General features: G+C 67.0%; 20 protein-coding genes and 2 pseudogenes. 12 read left to right on the top strand and 10 right to left on the bottom strand.

Going from position 1 to position 22,922, the window contains the following annotated elements; genetic code table 11:
• Window positions 1-29: 29 nt before the first annotated feature.
• From SCMU_RS00265 to SCMU_RS00255, 3 genes are read left to right on the top strand one after another with little or no spacing between them, the layout of a single operon-like run.
• Entirely contained in the window at window positions 30-1,259 is a 1,230-nt protein-coding gene (locus SCMU_RS00265; RefSeq protein ID WP_229230979.1) for a tyrosine-type recombinase/integrase, read from the top strand.
• Complete coding sequence (locus SCMU_RS00260) at window positions 1,256-2,212, top strand: tyrosine-type recombinase/integrase (RefSeq protein ID WP_229230978.1); 957 nt, start codon at window positions 1,256-1,258, stop codon at window positions 2,210-2,212. Before SCMU_RS00265 ends, SCMU_RS00260 begins: the two co-directional genes overlap by 4 nt.
• Window positions 2,209-3,240 carry a tyrosine-type recombinase/integrase gene (locus SCMU_RS00255; RefSeq protein ID WP_229230977.1) on the top strand — a complete coding sequence of 344 codons (1,032 nt, stop codon included), beginning with the start codon at window positions 2,209-2,211 and terminating at the stop codon, window positions 3,238-3,240. Before SCMU_RS00260 ends, SCMU_RS00255 begins: the two co-directional genes overlap by 4 nt.
• 89 nt (window positions 3,241-3,329) lie before the next feature.
• Here the strand turns inward: SCMU_RS00255 and SCMU_RS00250 are convergent.
• Window positions 3,330-4,195 (bottom strand): annotated as a pseudogene (locus tag SCMU_RS00250) (IS3 family transposase); the annotation flags it as partial.
• Window positions 4,196-4,256: 61 nt separating this feature from the next.
• Window positions 4,257-4,631 (bottom strand): hypothetical protein, encoded by a 375-nt coding sequence (locus SCMU_RS00245; protein ID WP_229230976.1) that lies wholly within the window; start codon window positions 4,629-4,631, stop codon window positions 4,257-4,259.
• A gap of 126 nt (window positions 4,632-4,757) precedes the next feature.
• Here SCMU_RS00245 and SCMU_RS00240 point away from each other — a divergent pair, with 126 nt between their 5' ends.
• Complete coding sequence (locus SCMU_RS00240) at window positions 4,758-6,152, top strand: IS1380 family transposase (RefSeq protein WP_229230975.1); 1,395 nt, start codon at window positions 4,758-4,760, stop codon at window positions 6,150-6,152.
• Window positions 6,153-6,589: 437 nt separating this feature from the next.
• Here SCMU_RS00240 and SCMU_RS00235 read toward each other — a convergent pair whose 3' ends face one another.
• Together SCMU_RS00235 and SCMU_RS00230 are read right to left on the bottom strand one after the other, a co-directional pair.
• Window positions 6,590-7,705 carry a site-specific integrase gene (locus tag SCMU_RS00235; RefSeq protein ID WP_229230974.1) on the bottom strand — a complete coding sequence of 372 codons (1,116 nt, stop codon included), beginning with the start codon at window positions 7,703-7,705 and terminating at the stop codon, window positions 6,590-6,592.
• Window positions 7,702-8,220: a helix-turn-helix domain-containing protein gene (locus SCMU_RS00230; RefSeq protein WP_229230973.1), complete on the bottom strand. Its 519-nt coding sequence runs from the start codon at window positions 8,218-8,220 to the stop codon at window positions 7,702-7,704. Before SCMU_RS00230 ends, SCMU_RS00235 begins: the two co-directional genes overlap by 4 nt.
• A gap of 135 nt (window positions 8,221-8,355) precedes the next feature.
• Between SCMU_RS00230 and SCMU_RS00225 the strand changes: the two genes are divergently transcribed.
• The 8 genes and pseudogenes from SCMU_RS00225 to SCMU_RS00190 all read left to right on the top strand — a co-directional run bounded on the left by SCMU_RS00225 (window position 8,356) and on the right by SCMU_RS00190 (window position 15,847).
• Window positions 8,356-9,289 (top strand): IS5 family transposase gene (locus SCMU_RS00225; protein ID WP_443020157.1). Its coding sequence is split into 2 segments (ribosomal slippage): window positions 8,356-8,733 and window positions 8,735-9,289, totalling 933 coding nucleotides; the frame shifts between segments, so codons are not numbered across the junction.
• A 130-nt stretch (window positions 9,290-9,419) separates the two neighbouring features.
• The gene (locus SCMU_RS00220) at window positions 9,420-9,677 is read left to right on the top strand and encodes a helix-turn-helix domain-containing protein (protein WP_229230972.1); all 258 of its coding nucleotides are present in this window, start codon (window positions 9,420-9,422) and stop codon (window positions 9,675-9,677) included.
• Between the two features lie 590 nt (window positions 9,678-10,267).
• Window positions 10,268-11,965, top strand: coding sequence for an AICE element replication initiation protein (locus SCMU_RS00215; protein ID WP_229230971.1), 1,698 nt, complete (start codon window positions 10,268-10,270; stop codon window positions 11,963-11,965).
• Window positions 11,965-12,957 carry a hypothetical protein gene (locus SCMU_RS00210; protein ID WP_229230970.1) on the top strand — a complete coding sequence of 331 codons (993 nt, stop codon included), beginning with the start codon at window positions 11,965-11,967 and terminating at the stop codon, window positions 12,955-12,957. Before SCMU_RS00215 ends, SCMU_RS00210 begins: the two co-directional genes overlap by 1 nt.
• Window positions 12,958-13,167: 210 nt before the next feature.
• Window positions 13,168-13,473 (top strand): hypothetical protein, encoded by a 306-nt coding sequence (locus tag SCMU_RS00205; RefSeq protein ID WP_229230969.1) that lies wholly within the window; start codon window positions 13,168-13,170, stop codon window positions 13,471-13,473.
• A gap of 232 nt (window positions 13,474-13,705) precedes the next feature.
• The gene (locus SCMU_RS00200; protein WP_229230968.1) at window positions 13,706-14,056 is read left to right on the top strand and encodes a hypothetical protein; all 351 of its coding nucleotides are present in this window, start codon (window positions 13,706-13,708) and stop codon (window positions 14,054-14,056) included.
• Window positions 14,053-14,466: pseudogene (locus SCMU_RS00195) on the top strand (relaxase/mobilization nuclease domain-containing protein); the annotation flags it as partial. The gene SCMU_RS00200 and the pseudogene SCMU_RS00195, both read left to right, overlap by 4 nt.
• Before the next feature lie 469 nt (window positions 14,467-14,935).
• Complete coding sequence (locus tag SCMU_RS00190; protein WP_229233127.1) at window positions 14,936-15,847, top strand: hypothetical protein; 912 nt, start codon at window positions 14,936-14,938, stop codon at window positions 15,845-15,847.
• A gap of 638 nt (window positions 15,848-16,485) precedes the next feature.
• Here the strand turns inward: SCMU_RS00190 and SCMU_RS00185 are convergent.
• The 6 genes from SCMU_RS00185 to SCMU_RS00160 form a co-directional block, all read right to left on the bottom strand.
• Window positions 16,486-18,429 (bottom strand): RyR domain-containing protein, encoded by a 1,944-nt coding sequence (locus tag SCMU_RS00185; protein WP_229230967.1) that lies wholly within the window; start codon window positions 18,427-18,429, stop codon window positions 16,486-16,488.
• 174 nt (window positions 18,430-18,603) lie between these two features.
• Window positions 18,604-19,050 (bottom strand): hypothetical protein, encoded by a 447-nt coding sequence (locus SCMU_RS00180; RefSeq protein WP_229230966.1) that lies wholly within the window; start codon window positions 19,048-19,050, stop codon window positions 18,604-18,606.
• A complete protein-coding gene (locus SCMU_RS00175) occupies window positions 19,047-19,805 on the bottom strand; it encodes a class I SAM-dependent methyltransferase (protein WP_229230965.1) in 759 nt (252 codons plus the stop codon). Before SCMU_RS00175 ends, SCMU_RS00180 begins: the two co-directional genes overlap by 4 nt.
• A complete protein-coding gene (locus SCMU_RS00170) occupies window positions 19,802-20,794 on the bottom strand; it encodes an ATP-grasp domain-containing protein (protein WP_229230964.1) in 993 nt (330 codons plus the stop codon). The genes SCMU_RS00175 and SCMU_RS00170 overlap by 4 nt, the downstream gene beginning before the upstream one ends.
• A complete protein-coding gene (locus SCMU_RS00165; protein ID WP_229230963.1) occupies window positions 20,782-21,999 on the bottom strand; it encodes a DegT/DnrJ/EryC1/StrS family aminotransferase in 1,218 nt (405 codons plus the stop codon). Before SCMU_RS00165 ends, SCMU_RS00170 begins: the two co-directional genes overlap by 13 nt.
• On the bottom strand, window positions 21,999-22,874 hold the full coding sequence (locus tag SCMU_RS00160; protein ID WP_229230962.1) for an NAD(P)-dependent oxidoreductase: 876 nt from the start codon (window positions 22,872-22,874) through the stop codon (window positions 21,999-22,001). The genes SCMU_RS00165 and SCMU_RS00160 overlap by 1 nt, the downstream gene beginning before the upstream one ends.
• Window positions 22,875-22,922: the final 48 nt, after the last annotated feature.

The following is a 22,922-nucleotide window of genomic DNA, read 5'->3' as shown; positions in this document are numbered from 1 at the left end:
GACGTAGTGTCCGCCGTATCCATCCGGCTATGGAAGGGACAACGGTGATGGATACGACAGTTGCTCGTCTTGGCGGTCTCGTCGTCGCGACGTTGCGGGCGGCGGGGTATGCGGAGCTGACGATCGGGCAGTACCAGAAGACGATCCGCGCGCTCGGGGTGTTCATCGCTGGGCGTGGCGGGGCGTATACGAGCGAGCTTGGGGCGGTGTTCGCGTCGTTGACGACGAGCCCGCGGACGGGCCGGTTCAGTGCGCAGCGCCGCTTCGACTACAGGCGGCTGGTGGGACTGTTCGACGCGCTCATCGACACCGGGGAAGTGCCGCTTCAGCCGCGTAGGCGCGGTGGTGGAGGACGCTACCCGGTGTCGGCGGGATTCGTCGGTGTTGATGCCGCGTGGGCGGCCGACATGGCTGAGCGCGCTCTGGCCGATGCGACGCGAGAGGCGTATGGCCGGGTCGCCCGCGGCTACCTCGTCTACCTCGAGGACCATGGGGTCACCGACCTCGTCCGGGCGCGGGCGGGCACGGTCACGGGTTTTCTCGAGTCGCTGCTGGAGAGCGGGTGGGCGAAGACCTCGCTGTTCTGGGTGGTGTCGAACTTCCGCCCGTTCCTGGTGTTCACCGGCCGCCGGGACCTGGTCGATGCGGTGAGCCTTGCCGGGGTGCGCCGTCCGCACCCAGTGATGCCTGTCATGGCGGATGATGATGTGCGCCGCGTCGTGGACGCGTGCACGGCACCGGGCGTGGTGACGGCACGGGACGCGGCCGTGACCTTGCTGGCTTTGCTGACGGGGCTGCGGGCGTGCGACATCATCGGCCTCCGGCTGCGGGATGTCGATTGGCGGGCCGGGACGATCAGCATCATCCAGCACAAGACCGGCAACCCGGTCACGCTGCCGATGCCGCCGTTGCTCACAGCCCGGCTTGCCGACTACGTCCTGACCGAGCGGCCCGCCGGCGGCGTGGATCATGTGTTCCTACGGCAGGTGGCCCCGCACACAGGGCTGGCCGACCACGCGACGATTCATCGGATCACCACCGTCGTGTTCGCCGCGGCCGGTGCCGTCGATCCGCGGGCCGGGACACGCCTGCTGCGGCATACGGCCGCGTCCCGGCTGCTTCGGGCGGCGACGCCGCTGCCGACGATCTCCGCGGTGCTCGGGCACGCCAGCGAGGAATCGACCGGGGTCTACCTGACCCTCGACGATGAGCGGCTGCGCGGTTGCGTGCTGCCGGCCCCGGCGGGGCCACGATCATGAGCGGCCACGGATTCACCAGCGTGTTCGCGGCGGCTCTGGAGGACTACCTCGCGTTCAAGGAGGCGATGGGCCTCACCGGCAGCTCCCGCATCTGGTATCTGAAGCGCTTCGACGCGTACTGCACCCGCCACGGCGCGACCGCCCTGGACCGGGCCACCGTCGAAGGATGGGTGACAGAACAGCTGCAAAGCTGCGGCACCTACCGTTCGTGGATGTCGTATATCCGTGACTTCGGCCGGTGGCTGGCCGCCCACCGCGACCCGGACGCGTACGTGCTCAGCAGCGCCTGGAAAGCCCCGTTCGTCCGCGCCCACCCATTCCTGCTCACCAACTCGCAGATCGAGCGGTTCTTCACGGCCGCCGCCGACGTGACGGCGGAATCGCCGTGGCAGTGGCAGGCGGTGGCCTTCTTCACACTCATGCACTCCTGCGGGATACGCACCGGCGAGGCCCGAGCACTGCAGCGTGGAAGCGTCGAACTCGAAACCGGGCATGTCACGATCGTCGAGTCCAAGGGACGACGCAGCCGCCGGCTGCCGGTCACCGACGAGGTCACCACGGTGCTCCGCCTTTGCGACGAGGTCTCACGGGAGCGGTTCCGCGGACGAGACACGTTCTTCGTCTCCGCGGCCGGGACACCCGTGACCGCGGCGTCGGTCGGGGTGATCTTCCACCGCATCTGGGACCAGGCCGGCCTGCCGCGCCCGTCCGGCGGAACCCAGCCGCGCCCGTATGACTTCCGGCATCACTTCGCCTACGCGAACCTGGAACGCTGGATGACCGACGGCACCGACGTGGCCGCGATGCTGCCCTACCTATCCGTCTATATGGGCCACGCGAGCATCGACTCGACCTACTACTACGTGCACACCTCCCCGGACTTCCTCCACGCCTACGCCGGGATCACCCGCGAGAGCAGCAGGATCCTGCTGCCGGAGGTGGGATTCGAATGAAACGCCACCCCGTCACCGACGCCCCCGACTTCTGGGCATTCGCCCGAGACTTCCTCCACGCCTACCTGCCCACCGTCCGCGGAGCGTCAGTGAAGACGATCGAGGCATACCGGATCAGCCTGGAATGCTTCCTGAGCTTCCTCACCGGCACCGCGCGCATCGACCGTGACGATGTCACCTTCGACTGCTTCGACCGGGCGCACCTGAAAGCGTGGATCGCCTGGATGAACGAGCACCAGCGCTACGCGCCGCGCACGATCACGCTCCGCCTCACCGCGGTCCGCGCGTTCCTGGCCTATGCCGCCGCCGAGGACATCACCCTCGTCGCGGTGCGCAACGCCGCGGCCACGCTCCGGGCCCCCGCCGCGCCGAAGGCCCCTATCGAGTATCTCGACCAGGACCAGACCCGGGCGATCCTCGCCGCGCACACCGGCCGCACCGGGAAGTCACGCCGGAACCGGATGCTGCTCATCCTGCTCTACGACACCGCCGCACGCGTCAGCGAGATCACCGGCCTCACCCTCGGCAGCATCAGCCTGGCCACCCCCGGCCGGGTGACACTGACCGGGAAACGGAACAAGACCCGCGTCGTCCCGCTGACCGACACCACCGTCGCGCACCTGCGCGTCTACCTCGACGAGTTCCACCCGGACCACGCCAGTCTGCAGGCGAGCCGGCCACTGTTCTACAGTCTCCGCCACGGCCAGCCCGTCCCACTGTCGACAGACACCGTCGCGAACATACTCGCCGCGGCCGCCGACACCGCCCGCGCAGTCAGCTCTTCGATCCCGGCACGGGTCCATTGCCACATGCTGCGCAAGACCAAGGCGATGGACCTCTACCAGCAAGGCATCCCACTGCCGATCATCATGCGGCTCCTCGGCCACGAGAACACCTCGACCACGAACGCGTTCTACGCCTTCGCGACCCTGGACATGATGCGCGACGCGATCAACGCCGCCACCCCCACAGCCCCGGCGGCCCGGCTCACCGAAGAGGCCATCGGCGTCCTCAACAGCCTCCGATAGGCACAAACGTTAAGCCGAGGAAACCGTCACGGACCCGCCCCGGCACAGGCCAGACCACACTTCCTCGGCATAACGAGAACCTCGGCCTAATCGCTGTGCACGATGGTGCCTACAGGTCCGCGCTGGTGCACGGCCATCCGCAGGGCTGCGACGGCGAGGGAGGACTCCATCCTCGAATCCATCGAGTACCCGACGATTCGGTTGGAGCAGGCGTCCTTGACCGCACAGAGGTAGAGCTTGCCCTCGCCGGTGCGGTGCTCGGTGATGTCGGTCAGCCACAGGGTGTCCACGGCCTCGGCGGTGAACTCCCGTCGGACGTGGTCGTCGTGCACCGGCGGGCCGGGCCTGGGGCGCCGGCCCTTGCGCTTGCCGAAGGCGCTGAAGACCCCGTGCGCCGAGCAGACCCTCCAGACGCGCCGCTCCGAGGCTTGGTAGCCGGCCTCGGCGAGCTCATCGGCGATGAACCGATACCCGAAGGCTGGGTCGTCGGTGTGGATGTCCATGGCGGCGTTGGCCAGGTGGGCCTCGTTCCAGTCCCGGTCCGTCACGGGGCCCTTCAGCCACTGGTAGTAGGCCTGCTTGGAGAAGCCCAGCACCCGGCACGTCACCGCCACCGGTACCCTCACGGGCGCTTCCGGGGCGGCCAGCTCGCGGACGAGCGGGTACATCATTTTGGGAGCGTGCCGGCGGCGAGGTAAGCGGCCGCGCGGCGCAGGACCTCGTTCTCCTGCTCGAGCAGCCGCACCCGCCGGCGCAGCTCCTTCACCTCGGCCGAGGCCTGCTCCGGGCCCGCGCCGGGCCGGGCACCATCAGCGGCGTCGGCGGCCTTGAGCCAGTTGAACAGCGTCGCCTCGCTGATCCCGAAGTCCCTCGCGATCTGCTTGTGCGGCGCCTCGCCCTTCCGGGCCACGGCCACGACATCGTCACGGAACTCCTTCGGATACGGCCTCGCCATGGTTCACATCCTCCCACCAGAGGAACCTCAGAACCTCTGGAGTCAGGAGTCAACCGAACCTTCAGCAGTCCCGGTCGTTGGCCGAGTTGAGTTGAGTCGTCGTGTCGTTCAGCTTGCTGGTCGTGTCGCCGAGCTGTGAGGTCAGGGTCTTGTTCTTCTGCGCGATGTTGTCGCGATCGCCTGTCATCGAGGCGAGGTCTGACGATGTCTTCTCGGACGTTAAGCGCCATTGCTCGGCAGAGTTTGTGGTGTAGGCGTAGCCAGCTCCGAATGTGACCAAACCCGCGGCCAGGAAGACAATTGCCACAACATAGGGCCAACGACGTGGAGCGCGGCGTGCAGGTTGGGCGTGCGTGCTCTCTTCCACCGACAGATGGGTGTCGGCGACGTATCGGCCGGTTTCGAGATTGCCCTCGGTGTCCGATGCAGCATCCACTTAGCCTTGATCCACCGATGGGGTTCGTGGCGGCGTGGCGTAATTAAGGGCAAGATGCCCGCCATCCCGGGGAGAATTGGACTTGCGACAGAACCAGTTCCCTGAGGATGAGAGGGCATCTCGTAGGTGCAAGTTTCCCACAGTCAGGCCGCGGTGGCGGTGTCCTTCGACGAGCCGAACCTCGTCTCCGCGGCAGGCCTGCTGCCGGTGATGCGCCTGGCCGAGGCCGCAGGGCTCCGGGCCCTGACCGACGCGCATCTGAGCGTGCCGACGGACAAGGGCGCGAACGCGGGCCTGAAGATCGCCTCGCTGGTGGCCGGGATGGTCGCCGGGGCGGACTCGATCGATGACATGGCCCTGCTGCGCCACGGCGGGATGGGCAGGCTCTTCAAGGCCTGCTACGCGCCCTCGACCCTGGGCTCCTTCCTGCGCGCGTTCGCCTTCGGCCACGTCCGCCAGCTCGACGCGGTCGCCGCCCGCTTCCTGGCGAACCTCGCCGCGCGGGCTCCGCTGCTGGACGCCCCGGCCGTCGGGGAGTTCGTGTTCGTGGACGTCGACGACACGATCATCGAGGTCCACGGCCACGCCAAGCAGGGCGCTGGCTTCGGGTACTCCGGGGTCCGCGGGCTCAACGCCCTGCTGGCCACCGCCACCACGGCCCAGAGCGCGCCGGTGATCCTGGCCCAGCGGCTGCGCAAGGGCGCTGCGGCGTCCCCGCGCGGGGCGTCCCGGCTGGTCGCCGACGCCCTCTCCGCCCTGCGCCGCGCCGGGACGCCGGGGAGGGCGCTGGTCCGGGCCGACTCGGCGTTCTACGGGCACCCCACCGTCGCCGCCGCCCTCGCGGCAGGGGCCGAGGTCTCGGTCACGGTGCGCCTGGACCCGGCAGTTAAGCGTGCCATCGCCGCCATCCCATCGGAGGCCTGGACGGCGATCGAGTACACCGATGCGGTCTTCGACCAGGCCGCCGGGACCTGGATCTCCCGGGCGGAGGTCGCCGAGGTCCCCTTCACCGCCTTCGCTTCGCGGAAGAAGGCCGAACAGGTCACCGGGCGGCTCGTCGTGCGCCGCATCCCGGACCTGAACCCCAAGGCCCCCGACGGGCAGGGGACCCTGTTCGACACGCACCGGCACCACGCCTTCTTCACCACCGTCCCCGCCCAGGACCTGGGCACTGTCGCGGCCGATGCCACGCACCGTGCCCATGCGGTCATCGAGCAGGTCCACGCCGACCTGAAGGACAGCGCCCTGGCGCACCTGCCCTCGGGGAAGTTCGCGGCGAACTCGGCCTGGCTCGTCGCGGCGGTGATGGCCTTCAACCTCGCCCGCGCGGCCGGGACCCTGGCCGCCGGCCCCTTCGCGAAAGCCAGGACCGGGACCATCCGCCGCAAGCTCGTGAACCTCCCGGCCCGGATCGCCGCCAGCGCCCGGAAGATCCGGCTGCGGCTGCCGGCGAACTGGCCCTGGCAGAACGCATGGGAACAGCTCTTCACCGCCGCCCACGCCCCGCCGTCCATGCCCTAGGAAGACGCAGCCTGGCCCCGCGAGGCCCCGAACAGCACCAGAAGTGGAACACCGCCGGCAGCGAGGCCGCGCCCCCACCCCTGCCCGAAACATCCATCATCCACCGCCCGCACAGGACCGCCGGACCCAACACCCGATCGGTGGATCAAGGCTTAAGCCCCCTGAAAGATGTCAACCTCGAGCGAATCAGTCTGATTTTAGGGGACGAAGGTTCGGGCGGAGTAGAGGGACAGATCCTCGGGAAGAAGAGCCCGCTACCCCAGAACCCTTTCTTCTATGGCTTGGTGGGGCTGGCGTCGAGTCTCGGAATGCCTACTTAAGACGAAGACGCCGTGGGGTCGGGCGAAGCCAGCAGGTGGCGTCAGCGAACGACAAAGTCAAGCAAAATCCGGCTCGCTCTCTTCCGGGCGGCGCGGGACAGATGAGAGAAGCCACGCCTACGCTCCTTTCCCGCCCACGATCTCGTCAATCCTGCCCATGAGGGGCTCGAGTCCTGCGGGGGCTAGGTGGCCGTACTCGTTGAGTGTGGTCGACGGCTTGGCGTGCCCCAGTGCCCGGCTGACCGACAGGATATCGCCGCCGGCCTCGGACAGCGCGATGGCGGCGAAGGTGTGCCGGAGCCCGTGGACGTTGATACGCGCGATCTGTTCGGACCGGCCTTCATTCGCTCTGGTGACACCGCGTGTGAGGACATCAGAGACATACCGTTTTTGGACCGGCTCGCCAGGCTTGCGGGGACTCTCGAACAGAGGAGCTGAACCGGCACGGTCGCCGACGTGTTGATGCAGCCAAGGCAGCACCGTATCAGGCACCGGGAGTCTGCGTCGGCTCGCACGGGTCTTTGTCGTGTCCGTGCCGGACCCCGAGTTCCTCACCCAAAGCCTGCCTTCGATCAGGTTCCCGACAAGCAGCGACCGTGCCTCGCCTGAACGCAATCCCATGAGGCCCAAGACCCCCAAGAGAGCCTTGTCTGCAACTTTCGGTGTGGCAGCTATGACGGCCATGAGCTCTTCGGACGACCAATAGGGGCGTTCTACGTGGCCGAGGGACACGACAATGCCCTCGGTGAGGTCGGTGTCCACGAGCCTGTCGTGGACGCCTCGCTTGAAGGCGGCACGGAGGATCTCGACCTGCTTCTTCCGCGACGATGCGGCGAGGCCGGGACGCCGGGACCAGATCTCGATGTCGGTGGTGTCGAGGGTCGACACGACGCGGTCACCGAACGCCTCCCGCACTGCCGTTGCGTGGTGACGATCCGTGCTGACCGTGTTTGGGGAGCTGCCGGGGTCTGCTTTGGCAGTCAGATGGCGGTCCAGGAGGGTGCCGACGGTGACTGAGGCTGCACGTACCGCTCGGGCCTTGGGGAGGCCCATCTGGTTGGCGTCATCCTGGTAAGCCTGGGCCTTCTGGTGCTCCTTGTACGACTGCTTGCGCTGAGGCGCTTCCCGGCCGACGCCCTCCCGCCACCTCCTCTGCCAGCGCGGGGCGTTGCGTGCGCGCTTCTGGGCGACTTCAGCCCTAGACAGCCCTGCCCAGAGGTCATGGACCGTCATAGCGGCCATCGTTCGGTCGTCAGGGTCTCGGCGAGGTCCACCTCGGACTCGCGCTTCATGAGATTGTGCTCGATCCGGTCACGGCGCTCGAGTTCGGCGCGGAGCTCCTCGTCCGAGAACACCGCGAGGATCTGCCTTGCGAGGACCGAGCGGGCCGCCACGGCCACTCGGGCTTCTTGCTCGGATGCGAAGGAGACGTCCTGTCCGGCCTCGACGCGACTGGCTTCGACGAGCAGGTCGGCCGCGCGAGGGCGATCGTGTGCCCTGAGGACGTCCGGGTGGATGCGCAGCGTGGAGGCCAGCTTGACCAACGTGCGATCCGTCGGGATCGCGACTCTGGCCTTGCCGTCGCGGTATCGGATGCCGTTCAGTGCGATGTGTACGGCAGCGACGCTCAGGCCGGCGGCTGCTCCGAGATCGGCAACTGTCAGCCCGGATTTCCGATAGGCCGCCTTGAGCATTGTGCTCTCGGGCGGCACCTCGAGTTCTGGATGAGGAGTGGAAGAAGTATTCACATCCCCGCACACTACTACACGTCGATATACACGTCGATACTCATCTGATACGCTGCAAGCGCCAGGCTCCACGGAGCCGAACCGTCTAGGGCGTGTCTCCCATATGCCTCGTGATTGACGCGAGATTGTGGGTGGGTGGTATCTGTTGTGGACTCTCGTAATCGCCGGTTGACGGATGCGCAGTGGGCGTTGATCGGGCCGTTGCTGCCCTCGAACGCTGGACGGCGTGGTCACCCGTTCGGTGACGATCGCCGCATTGTCGATGGGATCATCTACCGGTTCCGCACCTCGACGCCGTGGCGGGACGTGCCGCGGGAAGAGTTCGGGCCCTGGCAGACGGTCTGGAAGCGGCACCGCCGCTACGCCGGAGACGGGACCTGGGACCGGGTGCTGCACGTGCTGCTCTCCCAGGCGGATGCGGCGGGGCTGATCGACTGGGACGTGTCCGTGGACGCGACGATCGCGCGTGCGCACCAGCACGCGACGAACACCACCCGCCCCGACCAGGACACAGGGGGCCGTGTCGAATCACAAGAATCTGCCGCTTGAGGAAGCTGAGCCCGCCGGTCACGGCATCGGCCGCTCCCGTGGCGGCCTGACGACGAAGATCCATCACGCCGTCGATGGCAACGGGCTCCCGCTCGCGATCGTCGTCACCGGCGGACAGCGCAACGACGGGGCGATGCTCAAGCGGGTCCTCGACGACATCCGGGTCCCCCGGGCCGGCGGCGGACGTCCACGCACACGCCCGGCCGCGGTCCTGGCGGACAAGGCGTACGGGTCCGGTGTGAACCGGCGCATGCTCCGCGCCCGCGGCATCCGGGCGGTGATCCCGGAAAAGAGCGACCAGATCACGTCCCGCAAACGCAAGGGCAGCAAGGGCGGCAGGCCGCCCGGCTTCGACGCCGACGCCTACAAGGACCGCAACGTCGTCGAACGATCATTCGCGCTCGTGAAGCAGTGGCGCGGCATCGCCACCCGCTACGACAAACTCGCGATCACCTACCGCGCCGGCGCAGTCCTCCACGCCGCCCTCATCTGGGCAACCCTATTAGGAGACACGCCCTAGGCGCAGCCGCATGTGCTGCGCGCGTCTCGAACGAGGCGAGTAAAACCGGCCAGGAGGCCGTACGGGGGCCGACGTACGCCCGACGCGTACGGGCATCGGAACTTCAGGTCGAAGTCCGAGAGGCACCGTTATGCAATGCACCGTTCACACAACCCTGACCAGCATCCTTGACAGCATCGGCCGCGAACACTCACTCCTGGAAGTGAAGGACGCAGCGCTGGTTGTCGGCGTGACCCCCTGGTGGATCCGCCAGCTCATCGCCGAGGGCGACCTCCGGGCGATCAACGTCGGCGGCCCTGAGAAGGCCGCGCGCTGGCGCATTGACCCCGAAGACCTGAATGCCTGGATGCGTGAACGGGAAAACAGGCCGCGCGACCTTGTCGGCTGACCAGTTCCCGTGGCCTGCATGCTCCGGAGCCAGCGGCCGATGCGGTCCGTGCAGATCGCCGGACACCCGGCTCACCTTCGTCAAGAAGCCGGAGTGTGTTGCGGAAGCATTGCGGAACCTAATGCGGAAGAGGGGCCACACCCGGTTCCGCAGAGCGTCCGCGCGGTCCTCTCCCCGGTGGACACGCAGAAGGCAGGCCCGAGCCTGCGGAGGTGCGGACGGAATCCCCCTACTTCTCTCCTTGTAGGTCGAAGAAGAAGGAGCTGTGGGGTGCCGGAAGAGAAGTCAGGGGGAAGTTCCCGCAGTTCCGCGACTCCGCATCGCACCGACAAACCGTCCGAATCAGGACCGGGCCCCGTGGGCTCACTTCTGATGAGGTGCTGCTTCTTTCCGGCACGTGAACCAGATGAAGAAAGCCCCCGCCGAGGCGAGGGCTCTCCAAGAAACTCCACCGATGCAGATCACGAGTGGCCGCTCGTAGACGATCCGAAAGGCATTGATCAATCAAGTCAGATATTGACTCCATTAACAACGCACCACAGGAGAACGAGAACCTCCCCGCGGCGGCCAGGTCGAAACAGAAGAAGTCGGTGGCGCAGCAGCTCGTCGAGCTGGCGCTCGAGTGCTTCGACTTCGGCGTAGACACCAATGACAAGCCGTTCGCCGTAGCAAAGGGCGGCCACGTGACCCGCTCGCTCAGGGGTGACAAGCGCTCAGTCCGGAAGGAACTCGGCGGCCTCTACTACCGTATGACCGGCAAGACCGCTTCACAGAACGCGCTTGCCGAGGCGATGGATGTGCTCGAGTGCCTGGCAACCGCGACCGAGCCTGTGAAGCTCTCGCTCCGTGTGGCGCGCCCGAACGACGACGAGGTCTACGTCGACCTCGGCAACCAGGCGGAGCAGGTCGTCCGCATAACCCCCGACAGGTGGGAGGTCCTCGACGGCGACGCGGACGTTCCCGTGCTTTTCCGACGGACCTCTCTCACCCTCCCACTGCCGACCCCGGAGCCGGGCGGCGACCTCGATCAGCTCTGGACCTTCGTCAACGCCCCCCGCGACCACGACCGTCAGGTGATCCGCGGCTGGCTCGTCGGTGCCGTGGTGCTGGTCGGGCTGCCCTGCCCGATCCTTGCCCTCCTCGGCGAACAGGGCACCGCCAAGTCGAGCGCACTCAGACGCACGTTCCAGCTGTTCGACCCCTCCAAGGCCGAGGTCCGCATGCCCCCGAAGGACGCCACCAAGCTCATGCACTCCCTGAACAGCTCGCGCGCCAACGGCTTCGACAACCTCTCATCCATCCCCAAGTGGCAGAGCGACATCTTCTGCCAGGCCGTCACCGGAGGGTCCGACGTTGACCGGGCGCTGTACACGGATGACGAACAGCGCATCATCGAGTTCCAGTGCGTGGTCGGCTTCACCGGCATCGACGTCGGTGCCCTCGCGGGCGACTTTGCGGAGCGGTGCGTCTGGGCCGAGCTCAGCGTGATCCCCAGTACGGAGCGCCGGTCGGAGCGTGAGCTCAATGCCCTGTGGAACGAGGCCTATCCCTCCATGGTCGGCGGCCTGTTCGATCTCGTCGCCCAGACCCTGCGGATGCTTCCGAAGGTGAACCTCGCCGAGAAGCCGCGCATGGCGGACTTCGCCGAGGTCCCGGCCGCCATCGACCTCGCCATCGGCACGAATGGCCTCGAGCACTACATGCTGTCCCACGAGCTGGTCTCCGAGGAGATCGTGGCCACCGACAAGTTCCTCGCCGCGATCTCCGGACAGGTCACCCGCCGCTGGGAGGGCACGGGGAAGGCCCTGTACGACCTGCTGCCGCGCCCCGTCGACGACCGGTTCTGGCCCGAGCAGAGGGGCGTCAGCGGGAAGCTGAAGAAGGTCGCCCCTGACCTGCGCAAGGCTGGCTGGGTAGTCGAGCAGGTCGTCCCCGACCCGAAGAGCAAACGCCCCAAGACGTGGGTCCTGGTGCCTCCCGGCACCGCACGTGTCACCGCCTCCGACGTCGCCGCACTCAAGGCCGCCCGCCAGCTGCACGACCTCGACATGCAGCGGTGGGTCGAACGGCTCCTCGCCGACGGAATGGCGCCGGACATCGCTGCCGAACGGGCGTCAGTGCTCCGCGGGAGCCCGATGTTCAACGGACACCCCGACCTCCAGGCGATGGCCGTGACCTCCCAGGCGATCGACCAGCGCCTCTTCGACGATCTGGGCCGTCTCGGCCTCACCCTCGCCGAGCTCGACCAGCTCGGCGAGGCTGGCGACACGACCGCGGAGGTGCAGTGATGGGCAGCACGGCCCGCCTCTACGAACAGTTCCTCGGCTTCTACGGCAACCCGGCGATCGGAACCCTCGCCGACGCCGCCCGGTGGACCGTCTCCGGACGGCTCGGAGACCCCGGAGGGCGGGGCAAGGTGCCCATAGACATGCGCGCGCTGCTAGATATCGGCAGGGTGCGCGGGGCGTGGACCATCGGCGAGGAATGCCTGGTCACCCTGCGCGAGCTGACCGAGCGGCTACCGGACGCGGCCAACCATGCGTTCTACCTTCGGGCCCAGACCGACGGCCTCATGGTGGTCGACATCGAGCCGGACTGCCCCGCGGAGATCGCGGCCAACCTGCTCGGACTCCCTGGCCTCGTCTACACGGAGACCTCGATGTCCGGCCGCGGATACCACCTCATGACAGCGCTGCCGGAGAACTTCTACGACCACACCGTCGCGTCCTCGAAGCGCGTCCTTCGGGAGGAGCATGGCTGGTACGAGCTCCTGCTGGACCATTGGGTGACGTTCACTCGGCAGCCCATCGGGAAGGGTGTCTTGGCCCGCGCTGGAGAGACAGGCAGGGCTTCCGCGCCGTTCGCCTCGATCGAAGGCGTGTACGCGTCACTGGCGGCGAAGGTGAAGGCGTCGCCGGGCGGGGGCGTGACTGCGGTGCCCACCAGCGGGGAGCTTCCGGAGATCAATGGGGGCCAGCAGATCGTCGAGCGCACGCTGGACGGTGCACGGCCGAGGCTGAAGCAGCTCGGTGACTTCGCCGACGACCACTCGCGCTGGGAGTTCTCGGTCCTTGGAACCCTCTTCCGCGAGATGCACCACCACTTGGTCGTCATCGGCTTCCTGCGCCGAACGTCGTACTCGGCGAGCGACCAAGCTTGGCTGCTCTACCAAGCGGCACTTGCGGCGATCCCGAGCCGCGCCAAGCACCACGAGCGCCGGAACGGCCAACCGTTCCTTCTCGACCGCGCGGCCGCAATGGTCGCCGCCAACAGTCAATAACCTCCCCAAAGGAGAAGAGATCTTCCAGAGCGAAGCGACTCTGTACGGCCACTGCGTCCCGGGCTGCCCGCTCAGGGCGATGCCGGTCGGAGCCAGTCCCGGCGACGCCGACCGCCCGCCGTACTAACCAAAGCCCGGACCGCCTCATTGGCGGTCGCCGTCAACGCGGGATCGGCTCCGCACAACAGCACCTTGGAACGGAAGGTCATCATGACGAACACCATCACTGCCAACCTCGACGCCGAGATCGCCAAAGCCAAGAAACAGGCCGCGCAACGCATCGCGAAGCTCAAGCGGGAGGCCGCTGCCGAGCAGAAGAAGATCGACGCGAAGGTGATCGAACTGCTCCGCGAGCAGGAACCGGCCCTGCATGAAGCGCTCGCCCGACAGGCCGTCGATGCCCTCGCAGCCGCCAAGGGCAAGAGCGCAAAGAGTATGCGTCGCCCGGCGTCGGCAGACTCATCAGCGCCGACGGGCTACTTCAACCCACCTCGGACCTTCGGAGCGGGGGAATGATGGACCACGAGTTCACGACTCCCTCCGGGGGATCGAAGGGGGCACAGCCCCCTCGCAAGCAGCACCGGAAGACACGAGCGCCAGCGAAGTGTCTGACGGGGCTACTGCTTGCCGCTCTGACGTACAGGTGAAACAGCAGCCCGACACCCAAAGCAACGCCCGTCGGGATGCTGCGGAAGCTGTCCGTCAGAGTCACGGCGCGAAGCGTCGTGGCAGTCGAGCGAAGCTCGACGTGGACTTCGGCCACACGACCCTTCCAGCGGTGCGCGCTCGCGCGTACCGCCTCGGGCTCCAGCCCGGCGTGTGGGTGAAGGCCGTCGTCCGTGACGCGCTCCACGCGTCACGGACGGATGAGCTCGATGCTGCCATTGCAGCGGCCCTCATCGGCGGCGAGCAGCGGGCACAGGCATCCACGGACGTGAGGACACTGGCCGCGCAGATCCGGCCTCTGGCCATCAATGTCAACGACCTCGACCGCCGTGCCCGTGCAGGTGAAGCAGTCTCCCTCAGCGTCGACATCCCCGAACTCATCGGCCTGCTCCGCGAGGTCCGAGAGCTGTTGGGTGATCGGAGGGCACAGTGAGCACGACGCACTACAGCCCGAGCAACAGCGCTGCCGACACCGAGCGGTACGTCAGGGGGAAGGACGACACGCGGGGTGCAGCAGTCACCTGCGACGTGCCGGGGCCGCCAGGCGCGTTCGCCGCACGGGCACGTGCACTGACGCAGAACACCCGCCGTGAGGTCGAGGCGCTGCACTACCGGCAGTCATTCAGCGACGAGGAATTCGATCCGGAGAACACCGAGCACGTCCTGCGCGTCAACGACCTCGGATACCTACTTGCGAAGAAGATGCACCCGAACGCGGACGCGCTCGTCGTCACGCACATCGACGGCCGCGGCGGGAAGGCGCACAACCACATCATCGTGATCAACCACGACAATGCCACCGGCAGGGCACTCTCGCAGTACCGGACGTTCCACGACCGAAAGGCGGGTGACCAGCGCGGCGTGCAGTCGGCCAACGACGAGCTGATGCTCGAGCACGGCCTCTCGGTGGTCAAGCGCATGGAGCATCAGCCGAAGGACTGGGAGCTTCGCCGCGAGGACTTCGCAGAAGGCTCTCTCGACCGCCAGATGGGCGATCGCATGATGGCCGCTCTCGAAGACCCCCGCTCGACGAGCAAGGCAGGACTCACCGCAGTGCTCGACGAGCAGAATCAGTCGCCCGGCGACCACGGGCAGCTCGTGCCGCGGATACGGCTCCACACATCCGTCGCCAAGAAGGGAAAACGTCAAGGCCTCGAGACCTGGACGCTCTACATCGAAGACCGGCGCGGTGAGACGGGCCGGGCCGAGCGTCGCAAGCGCACCTCGGTGCTCTCGGCGGACTTCACCCCCGAGGGCGCCCAGGCGTTCTTCGACTACCACCAGCAGAACCAGATTCAGAAGGGGCAGGACCATGAGCGCAGCGCTCGAACGGCTGAAGCGGCACGACGCGCAACAGGCGCAGTCCGAGACGCGGGAAGAGAAGACGATGGAGTTGTTGACCTCACTCCTCGCCGCCGTCGAGGCGCAGAACAGCCGGCTCGCGGGAATGGCGGAGCGGCAGCAGAAACTCGCCTCGTACGTGAAGGTCATGGACGAGGAGACGGGCAGGCAGATCGAGGCCATGGAGAAGCGGCTCCGGCAATCGATCACGGCGGCATCCGCGCCCGCGCCCAGCGAGTCCTCGACGAGCGAGAGCATGAGGAAAGAGCTGCACGAGATCGGGAGGACGCTGAGCGCATTCGTCAGCGCGATCGACGGGAAGCAGATCGGCGCCGCCGTTTCGTCACTGAAGACCGCCACGATTCGGGTCGAGAAGACGACGGCATGGAACTCTGAACAGGCTGCCCAGTTCGTCGAAAAGTACGAGCGGGCTCTCAACGCTGCTGGGCGGTCCATCAACACGACGAGGGAGCAGGCGGTAGTGGCAATAAAACAGACGGCTTCCGCAGCTGCAGACGGGGCCGCGGAACCGGTGGATGCGGCCATCGGACGCCTCGATGCTGCCAGGCGGAGCGCGGAGCATTTCGTTGCCGTCGCCGAGCGCCTCCAGAAGCCGTTGGGATGGGCTGCCGCAGCCCGAATGGGACTCGTCCTGCTCCCCGTTGCCGTGGTGCTGCTGATGGGCGTGCAGACAGTCTGGACGCTGGTCGTCGGCATCCAGTGGGCTCTTGCCCAGCACTGGGAGCTGTGGCTGGACATCACTGCCGGGATCGGTCTCGCCAGCCTCGTCACTGGTGCCGGGTTCGGATTATGGAGACTGACGGCGTGGGTGAAGGCAGCTCTCGACGAAGCCGCGACGCGGTTGGGGAGGAACAGGCGATGAAGTACGGCTACACACGCACATCGACACCGTCGTGGTTCGTGTCTAGGGCGGGGAAATCGGCGGTGCCTTCTGGGCCTCGTACTGGCCGCCGCAGAATGGGTAGCTACCGCCGTAGTTCGGTGCCCACATCGTCACACTCGACGGGGCGGCGTGCGGCGAGAGCCAGCACTCAGGGCAGGATGTGGGCAGATCGTCGCGTGACGGCTGAGCGGGAGGGACCTTAGGGGGCCAGGGAGCTATGGGGCCCCGTGGAGGCGATATCGTGCTTGAAAATCTTGGTCGCTCACGGGCCATTTCTCGCCAAGAGCCCCTGTTACTACCCAGTCTCCGGGGAGAGCCGTGGCGTGGCCTTCGAGAGTTCTGATCGTTTCCTCGCTCGACGCTTGTCGTGCCCTGACGAGGCCGACCCGCTTGTAGTTGTCTCCCCGAACGTGTTCGTAGGCGGCGGGGAACAGTTCGTCCTTGACGGACCACGAAACCGTCCCGTCAAGGATGCGCCAGTCGCCTGCCGAGGCCCGGAGCGTGCTGCCTCGCCTTGTCGTCCACGTCCAGTCTTCCGCGAGCTGGACCGCACGCACCACGCCAACGCGTTCAAAGAGCTGACCACATTGCTCTTCCGGGTCTGGGCCGGTGGTCATTCATGCCCCCGGGGTGGCGCTCGATTGGGCGAGCACGAAACCGAGGGCCGTGAAGAGTTCGATTGCTCCTTGCACCGCCTCGACGTCCTTTCGGCGGGCGTCGAGGTCGAGTTCCTCCCAAGGGATCATCATCGGATGGCGCTTGAGGCGATCGTTTCTTTCCTCCGCATAGCTCCATCCATACTCTTCGTGGTGACGCAGCCAGGAATCATGTTCCATGCGGGCGAGCGAGGTCATCTCGTCGTCGGTGAGACGGATTGCTTCCTGTGAACTGGGGGCCGTTCCGAGCCGGGTCGCCCACACCCGTCCCATCCGGCCAAGGGCCCGCGAGACGGAGACAAACGAGCGGATGTTGCTTTCCTTGGTGAACGCACTCAGATCCTCGTCCCATCGCCCCCAGACGCTGTCCCCCACGGTCGGCGTTCCATTCCTCCAGATCGCGAGATAGCGTTGGTGCGCGATGCGGCCCAGCCAGTCCCAAATGTCGACTCCCTGGCCGGGCACGGGATCGAAAGTCGGGCCCACCTTCGACATCCCTCCGACCAACCGTGCGCTGACCCCTCGCACCGTTTCGTCCCAGACGAGGATCCGCCATGACGGGTGCCGTGCCGCGAGGAATGTGGACTCGCCCTCTCCGTCGCCGGACTGCAGCAATGCCACGGCATCGCGCGCCATCAGATGCTCGATCGGTTCGCCGCTCGACTCTAGGAAGGGGTGGGAGCGGATGCCGAAGCGTTCGAGCTGGGCGGCGAAATGCGCAGCGATCTCGTTGCCACGTGGGCCGGCTATCGTCGCCCGAGGGACGACAGCGGCTCGGGAATGTCTGACGGTGGCCTGCACCCTGTGCTGGAACGCGAGCTCAGCGAGCACCGCAAGCTCGAATGCCGATGTGCCGGAGACGATCACTTGGTCGATGTTCTCCTCCTGCAGCCGCTGGACCGTATGTCGAGCCGCCAGCTCATGGCAGCTCACCGCGTCGAGGAGCCATCCTTCGGACGTGGTCATGGCCGTCCGCCTCCAGTCCTCGGCGTGCCACGAATTGTCAATGCGCACGACCAGGCGGCCGGGGATCTCGCTTGTGTGGTCGGTGAACGAGGAGGCTGCGAGGAAGTGGTCCATTGCCCTCAGATTGAGCGCATTGTCTGTGTACATCAGGTAGACGCCGCGCAAGCAGCCGGGACGGCGCGAACCCAGGAATCTTTGGACAGAGGCTCGGTCACCGACATCGAGCGCGAGGGCGAGCGCACCGATCTCGCGTGCAACGGCATGGAGTCTCTGAGGGTCTTCGCCCGCTGAGACCAAGATGAGCTGTTCCTTCTCGGTGAGCGAGAGCCGGAGCGCCTTCGCAACAGGCAGGGTCTCATCGCTGAGGCCGGCGAACAGGACCAGATGCTTCGCCTGACGGGCTCTGAACGCATGGACCCCGGATGAGAACAGCAGGGAGATGGCCTTGGCGGCCAGGATTACGATCGCCGAGAGTGCGAGGATGCGGGAGGCCTGGAGTCCGAGGGGCATCGCGGAGGGACAGCCTCGGACCTGCCCGAACGGGGTCTCCATTGTGCCGCCGAAGATGTCAAAGGTCCGTCGCAGCGCAGTCCAGCCGGGGGACTGGTCTCCGGAACACGGCCAGTATCCGGCAACGCCCATGAGCGCTGCCGCTGAGCCGCAGGCGCCCACCGCAACAGTGGCCAGCGGGACCGAGGGAGGGAGAAGGTCTTTGGCGGTCAGCAAGCCGACGGCGATCGAGGCGATGAGCACCGCCAGCGGCCACCAGGCACCTGGGGCGCCGAACTCCGCAAGGGGCTCTGGAAGGCCGCCGGCGAGTTCGGGAACGAAGCCGATCACCGTCCAAAGGAGCACCGCTGCAAGGAAGACGCCGGATGCAGCGCCGGCTATGGCTAGGCGGATGATCTGAACCATTTGGTTCCGCGGCAGCTGCGTCACGGAGGTCACGATATCGTCTGGGCTCACGAGAATCACCGAGCCGTTGGAATGGCTGTCGTGACGGGCTGTGACTTGCTGCAGGAGGCATTTTGCGGGCGGGAAGTTTCGAAGTGTGCCGAGCCTGCTCCGCGTTCTTGCCGCCGGAAGTGGAGCCGCACCGGTGGAATGAAGTACTCAGGTCGTCGGGCCGGCATACGGGATTTCCCTGATCGAATTGAGCACTGCTTGTGCCGTTTCATGGGCGGTCGATGCGGCCGGGACGACAACGGTCCGCTTCGGACTTGCATCCGCCGAGGCGAGGACTAGGAAGGGGAGCTCCGTCCCGGTCCACGCCACGATCACCATGGGCCGCGCGGCGGCGAAGGCAATGCCGATTTCGAGCCAGACGCTCGAAATGGTCTCCGTGCTCTCGGGCAGAACGGCTACGAGTACTGCAGCCTGGGCGACCGCGTTGATGTTCTGTGCGACAAGCTTGGCCATCGGCTCTCCAGGGGTTGCGCTGCCCCCCAGGCGCACGCCGTAGCCGCCCCCGGCGACCAGGCGCTCGATGGCCCGAGCATACTCTTCATCCCGCGTCGTCCCATGGGAGACGGCGCGAGCAACGAAGACCCAGGCGGTCATCCGGCCTGGCCTACCACTAGGAGGGTCTCGTCGTGCGGCACCGGGAGACGTCGGACTGCTCGGCCAGCCGCCCAACCCGCGAGTCTCAGCATGCCGAGGGCGAACTCCGAATTCGACACCAACTGCAGCGACGGCAGCCCGCGGCGCAGGGCTCGCCGGACCAGTTCCCTGTATACAGGCGCAGCGGGGGTCCGCACCACTTCTGATCGGACCCTGAAACCTGCTTCTGAGAGCCATCCTTCAATGACGCCCCGCTCGGGGAATGCTCTAAGCTCGGCTTGGCGGGCCGTGGGGAAGAACCTGAGGATGGTGTTGGCGGAAGTCGTCTCTTGGCAGGCTGTGCGCACGCAAACCACGCCATGCGGCGCCAGCATGGCTTTCAACCGCTGGCAGAGGCGGCCAGGGTGGGCGCTGTAGTGGAGCGACATGGAGCATAGGACCGCATTGGGACGGTATCGGTCGATCGTCTCGTCGTCGATATCGGCGACCACTGCTTCGACATCTTCCGCCTGCGTGCCCGCAGTGAGCATCGCCGCCGACCGATCGACCGCGATGATGCGATGAGGGTGCCAGGCACGCCGAATGGCTGGCCAGAACCTTCCTGTGCCCGCGCCGAGGTCGAGTGCTGTGCGGACGAGGACCTCTTCGGGGATGGCTGCGCGTAGGAGTTTGACCCATAGCTCTTCTGTCTGGGGGTCGAGGGGTCTGCTCGCGCGGAACCTGGGAGCGAAGCCCCGGGCATCGTAGTCGGTCACTTTGTTGCCTCCGGGTCGAAGTCCTCCAGGATGCGAGCCGTCTCGGGCACATGGGCGGCCACTCTCCTGAGAGCTTCTTGGATGGACTCGCCGACACAGGTCAGGCGAGAGGTCGCGATAAGCCCTGGTTCGAGGATCGGGTTCCCCTTGAACGGGATCTCCACTCCCGAGAGCACGGGCTGGATGACAGTGGGGTTGGCGGTGAATACGCCCGGCGCGAAGATCCCGATGTCTGCGGCCATCGCCGCGAGCCTCAGCGTTCCGCTGATGCGGGGGTTGACTTCGATCACGAGGGCGACGCCTTCTCTGGCGACGAACTCGACCTCGAAGAAGCCCCAGATGTCGAGCGCCTCTGCGGCCCGCCCAGCGGCCTCGTACATCGCGTCGGCCAGTGGGACCTGATCTCCCGACCGCACCCAGCGCAGCCTGCGCCACGGCGGCAGCAGGTCCCGCCTGGTCCTTCCCTTGGCAACGATGGGCAGCAGAGTGAGGCCCCGCTCCCGGTATCCGGTGACTGAGAATTCGAAACCATCGATCCACTGTTCCCAGTAGCTGTCGGGCTGGATTGGACCGGCACTGCCGGCCCAGCGGATCGAGCGGCTCTGCGTCGAGTCGCGTGCCTTCACGAGCACGTCGCTTCGGTCGGGGACCTGTCCAATGCCCCATGGAGTCAGAGGGACCCCCGCCTCCCGCATCAGGATCCGTGCGCAGGACTTGTCCCGTCCTGCTGCGACGGCGGTGGAAGATTGAGCATGCACCTCCGCGCCCTGTCTGCGGAGTTCGCCGGCCAAATCAGAATCCCGCAAGAGGCTGTCGTGACCTGAATGTATGCGGACTGCTCCCCCGGCTGCTGCGCCAGCGATCGACTGCACCCTCTCGACAGGCACCGGACCGCCCTCGCCGATCGGGATCATCGACGCGGGATCTCCGCCGAGGGGCTCGTACCAGACAGTCACGCTCGTCGGGGCAAGCAAGGTCAGGTCGCCCACAGCATGCCTTCCGCCCTTGCCTGCTCGAGGCCCTCGGCGAGATGGCGGGCGTAGGGTGCCCCGGCCTCATAGAAGAACTCGGATGGGAGGCTGATCGCCCGGTCGTGCAGGGCCTCCGCCTCGGGAAGCAGACGGCAGCCGGTGGCCCAGGCCTCCAGCTCGGGCCAGAACCGGCCCGGGTGCGCCTCGCCCTTCGCCTCGATATTGCGCAGTGTCCGGCTCAGGGGCCGTGTTGACACTTGCCGGGCCGGAACGCCGAGGTCGTTCAACGCTGCGATGGCGGCATCCCTCTGCTCCGCTCCGTCGCCGGCGGGCAGCACCCATACGAGATCGAAGTAGGTGCGATTCTCGCCCGGGGCCTGCGATCGGAGCGGGACGGCCAAAGGTGCGAGAGCCTCTTCGAGCACCCCTGCGTTCTCAACCCGGGCGTCCGAGAGTTCCTCCACACGGGAGAGGTGGTCCAGGATGAGAACGGCGGCGAGAGGCGACATCCTCAGGTTCCCGCCGAGTCCAAGCTCGGCGTGCGGCGCCTCGGGGGCACCTGCGAATTCGCGTCGGGTGCGCGGCTTGCTGTGCCCTACCATCAGCGCCGTCTCGTACAGCCGGCGGCTTCTCGTCACAAGCGCACCCCCATGCCCCCCAGAGACGAGCTTGCGGGCGCCGAGGCTCAGGATTGCAGCGTCGGCCCAAGCGCCAGGAGGGCGCCCACCGACCTCGCTGGCGTGGGCGTGGGAGCAGTCTTCGATGAGCGCAATATCCAGCGGTGCCAACAACTCGTGCAGGGACTTGGTGTCGACTGGCTCGCCGTAGAGATGGGTGACGAGAACAGCGCGAGTCCGCGGGGTGATCGCTTCGGCGATGGTGGCCGCCGTTGCCACCGGCTGACCGGGTGCCACGTCGGCGAGGACGGGGGCGGCACCCAGCCACAGCAGAGGGGTGACGGCAGCCAGGAAGGTCCAGCCCGCCACGACGACCTCATCGCCCGGCTCGACGCCGAGGGCCGAGAGGGCAACGAAGATGGCGCTCGTACCTGAGTTGAGGGTGAGCGCGTATTCCGCGCAGTAGCGCTCCTCGAGGCGGCGCTCGAGGTCGGCCACGGGGCCCCGTCCCGTGTAATCGAAGACTGCCCCAGAGCGGACGAGGTCGGAGACGCGGTCTGCAGCGGTGCCCGAGTACACGGGCCATGGAACTGGAATCTTCGTCATCAGTACCCCCTCGTCAGGTCAACTTCGTTGTGCATCCGCTCGCGTCGCAGATAGCGTTCGAATTCGGCTAGGAAGAGCCGACCGGACTCCTCGTTAGGCGCACGGGGACGGTCTGCCACGTGGCTGCTCAGGATGATGTTCGGCTGCCCCCAGAGGGGGCTGTCTGCCCGGGGCGGCTCCGGCGAGGTGACATCCAAGACTGCTCCTCCGAGCCGGCCGGAGCGCACGGCCTCCGCGAGTGCTGCCTCGTCGACCAGACCACCCCGGGCTGCGTTGACGATCCATGCGGAACCCATCAGCTCGGAGATCACCTCGGCCGAGACGATTGACCGAGTCGTCTCAGTAAGGGGTGCGCAGAGCACCAGAAGCTCGGCGTCGCGGCACGCCTCTCGGAACCGCTCGGCTGGCAGGAGGGCATCGACCAGCCCATGGCGCGGATCGTGCGGAGCAGGGTTCGAGCTGATGATCCCCGTCACTGTGGCGCCGAGAACCCCGGCCAAGTACGCCACTCTGGCCCCGATGGCGCCCATGCCGAGGATGACGACTCGCCGCCCGTGCACGGTACCAGTGGGTTCTGTCGGGGGCTCCCACCGCCGAAGATCCGAAAGCCTCACTGTCTCGTGGAGCCTCCGGACGGCTAGCAGCATTGCCGCTGTTGCCCATTCAGCTACTTGGACCGTGCTCAGGCCCCGGCCGTTGGACACGCGAATGCTTCGCTCCCGCCACGCGGCAAGGGGCAGGCGGTCCACTCCGACCGTGTCAAGGTGGACCCAGCGGACGGCCGTGCCCCGAGCGGCCGCTGCGAGGAGCTCCGCGGTGGGGTCGCCCTCCCGCCGCCATAGGATCTCGGCGTCATGTGGTCCGTCCCAGGACACGAACCGAAGGCCTTGGTGGGCGGGCAGCGTGCCCCGCTCCAGTATCCG

This window comes from Sinomonas cyclohexanicum, from assembly GCF_020886775.1.
In the GTDB taxonomy this organism is placed as follows: domain Bacteria; phylum Actinomycetota; class Actinomycetes; order Actinomycetales; family Micrococcaceae; genus Sinomonas; species Sinomonas cyclohexanicum.
The sequence above is the reverse complement of the archived record's forward strand: the minus strand, read 5'-3'. Positions and strand labels throughout refer to the sequence as shown.

Bases quoted from the DNA above. Each gene is read 5' to 3' on its own strand.
- SCMU_RS00220 (WP_229230972.1), top strand. From the start codon at position 9,420: ATGCAATGCACCGTTCACACAACCCTGACCAGCATCCTTGACAGCATC.
- SCMU_RS00260 (WP_229230978.1), top strand. From the start codon at position 1,256: ATGAGCGGCCACGGATTCACCAGCGTGTTCGCGGCGGCTCTGGAGGAC.
- SCMU_RS00205 (WP_229230969.1), top strand. From the start codon at position 13,168: ATGACGAACACCATCACTGCCAACCTCGACGCCGAGATCGCCAAAGCC.
- SCMU_RS00265 (WP_229230979.1), top strand. From the start codon at position 30: ATGGAAGGGACAACGGTGATGGATACGACAGTTGCTCGTCTTGGCGGT.
- SCMU_RS00235 (WP_229230974.1), bottom strand. From the start codon at position 7,705: ATGACGGTCCATGACCTCTGGGCAGGGCTGTCTAGGGCTGAAGTCGCC.
- SCMU_RS00165 (WP_229230963.1), bottom strand. From the start codon at position 21,999: ATGACGAAGATTCCAGTTCCATGGCCCGTGTACTCGGGCACCGCTGCA.
- SCMU_RS00180 (WP_229230966.1), bottom strand. From the start codon at position 19,050: ATGACCGCCTGGGTCTTCGTTGCTCGCGCCGTCTCCCATGGGACGACG.
- SCMU_RS00210 (WP_229230970.1), top strand. From the start codon at position 11,965: ATGGGCAGCACGGCCCGCCTCTACGAACAGTTCCTCGGCTTCTACGGC.
- SCMU_RS00190 (WP_229233127.1), top strand. From the start codon at position 14,936: ATGAGCGCAGCGCTCGAACGGCTGAAGCGGCACGACGCGCAACAGGCG.
- SCMU_RS00255 (WP_229230977.1), top strand. From the start codon at position 2,209: ATGAAACGCCACCCCGTCACCGACGCCCCCGACTTCTGGGCATTCGCC.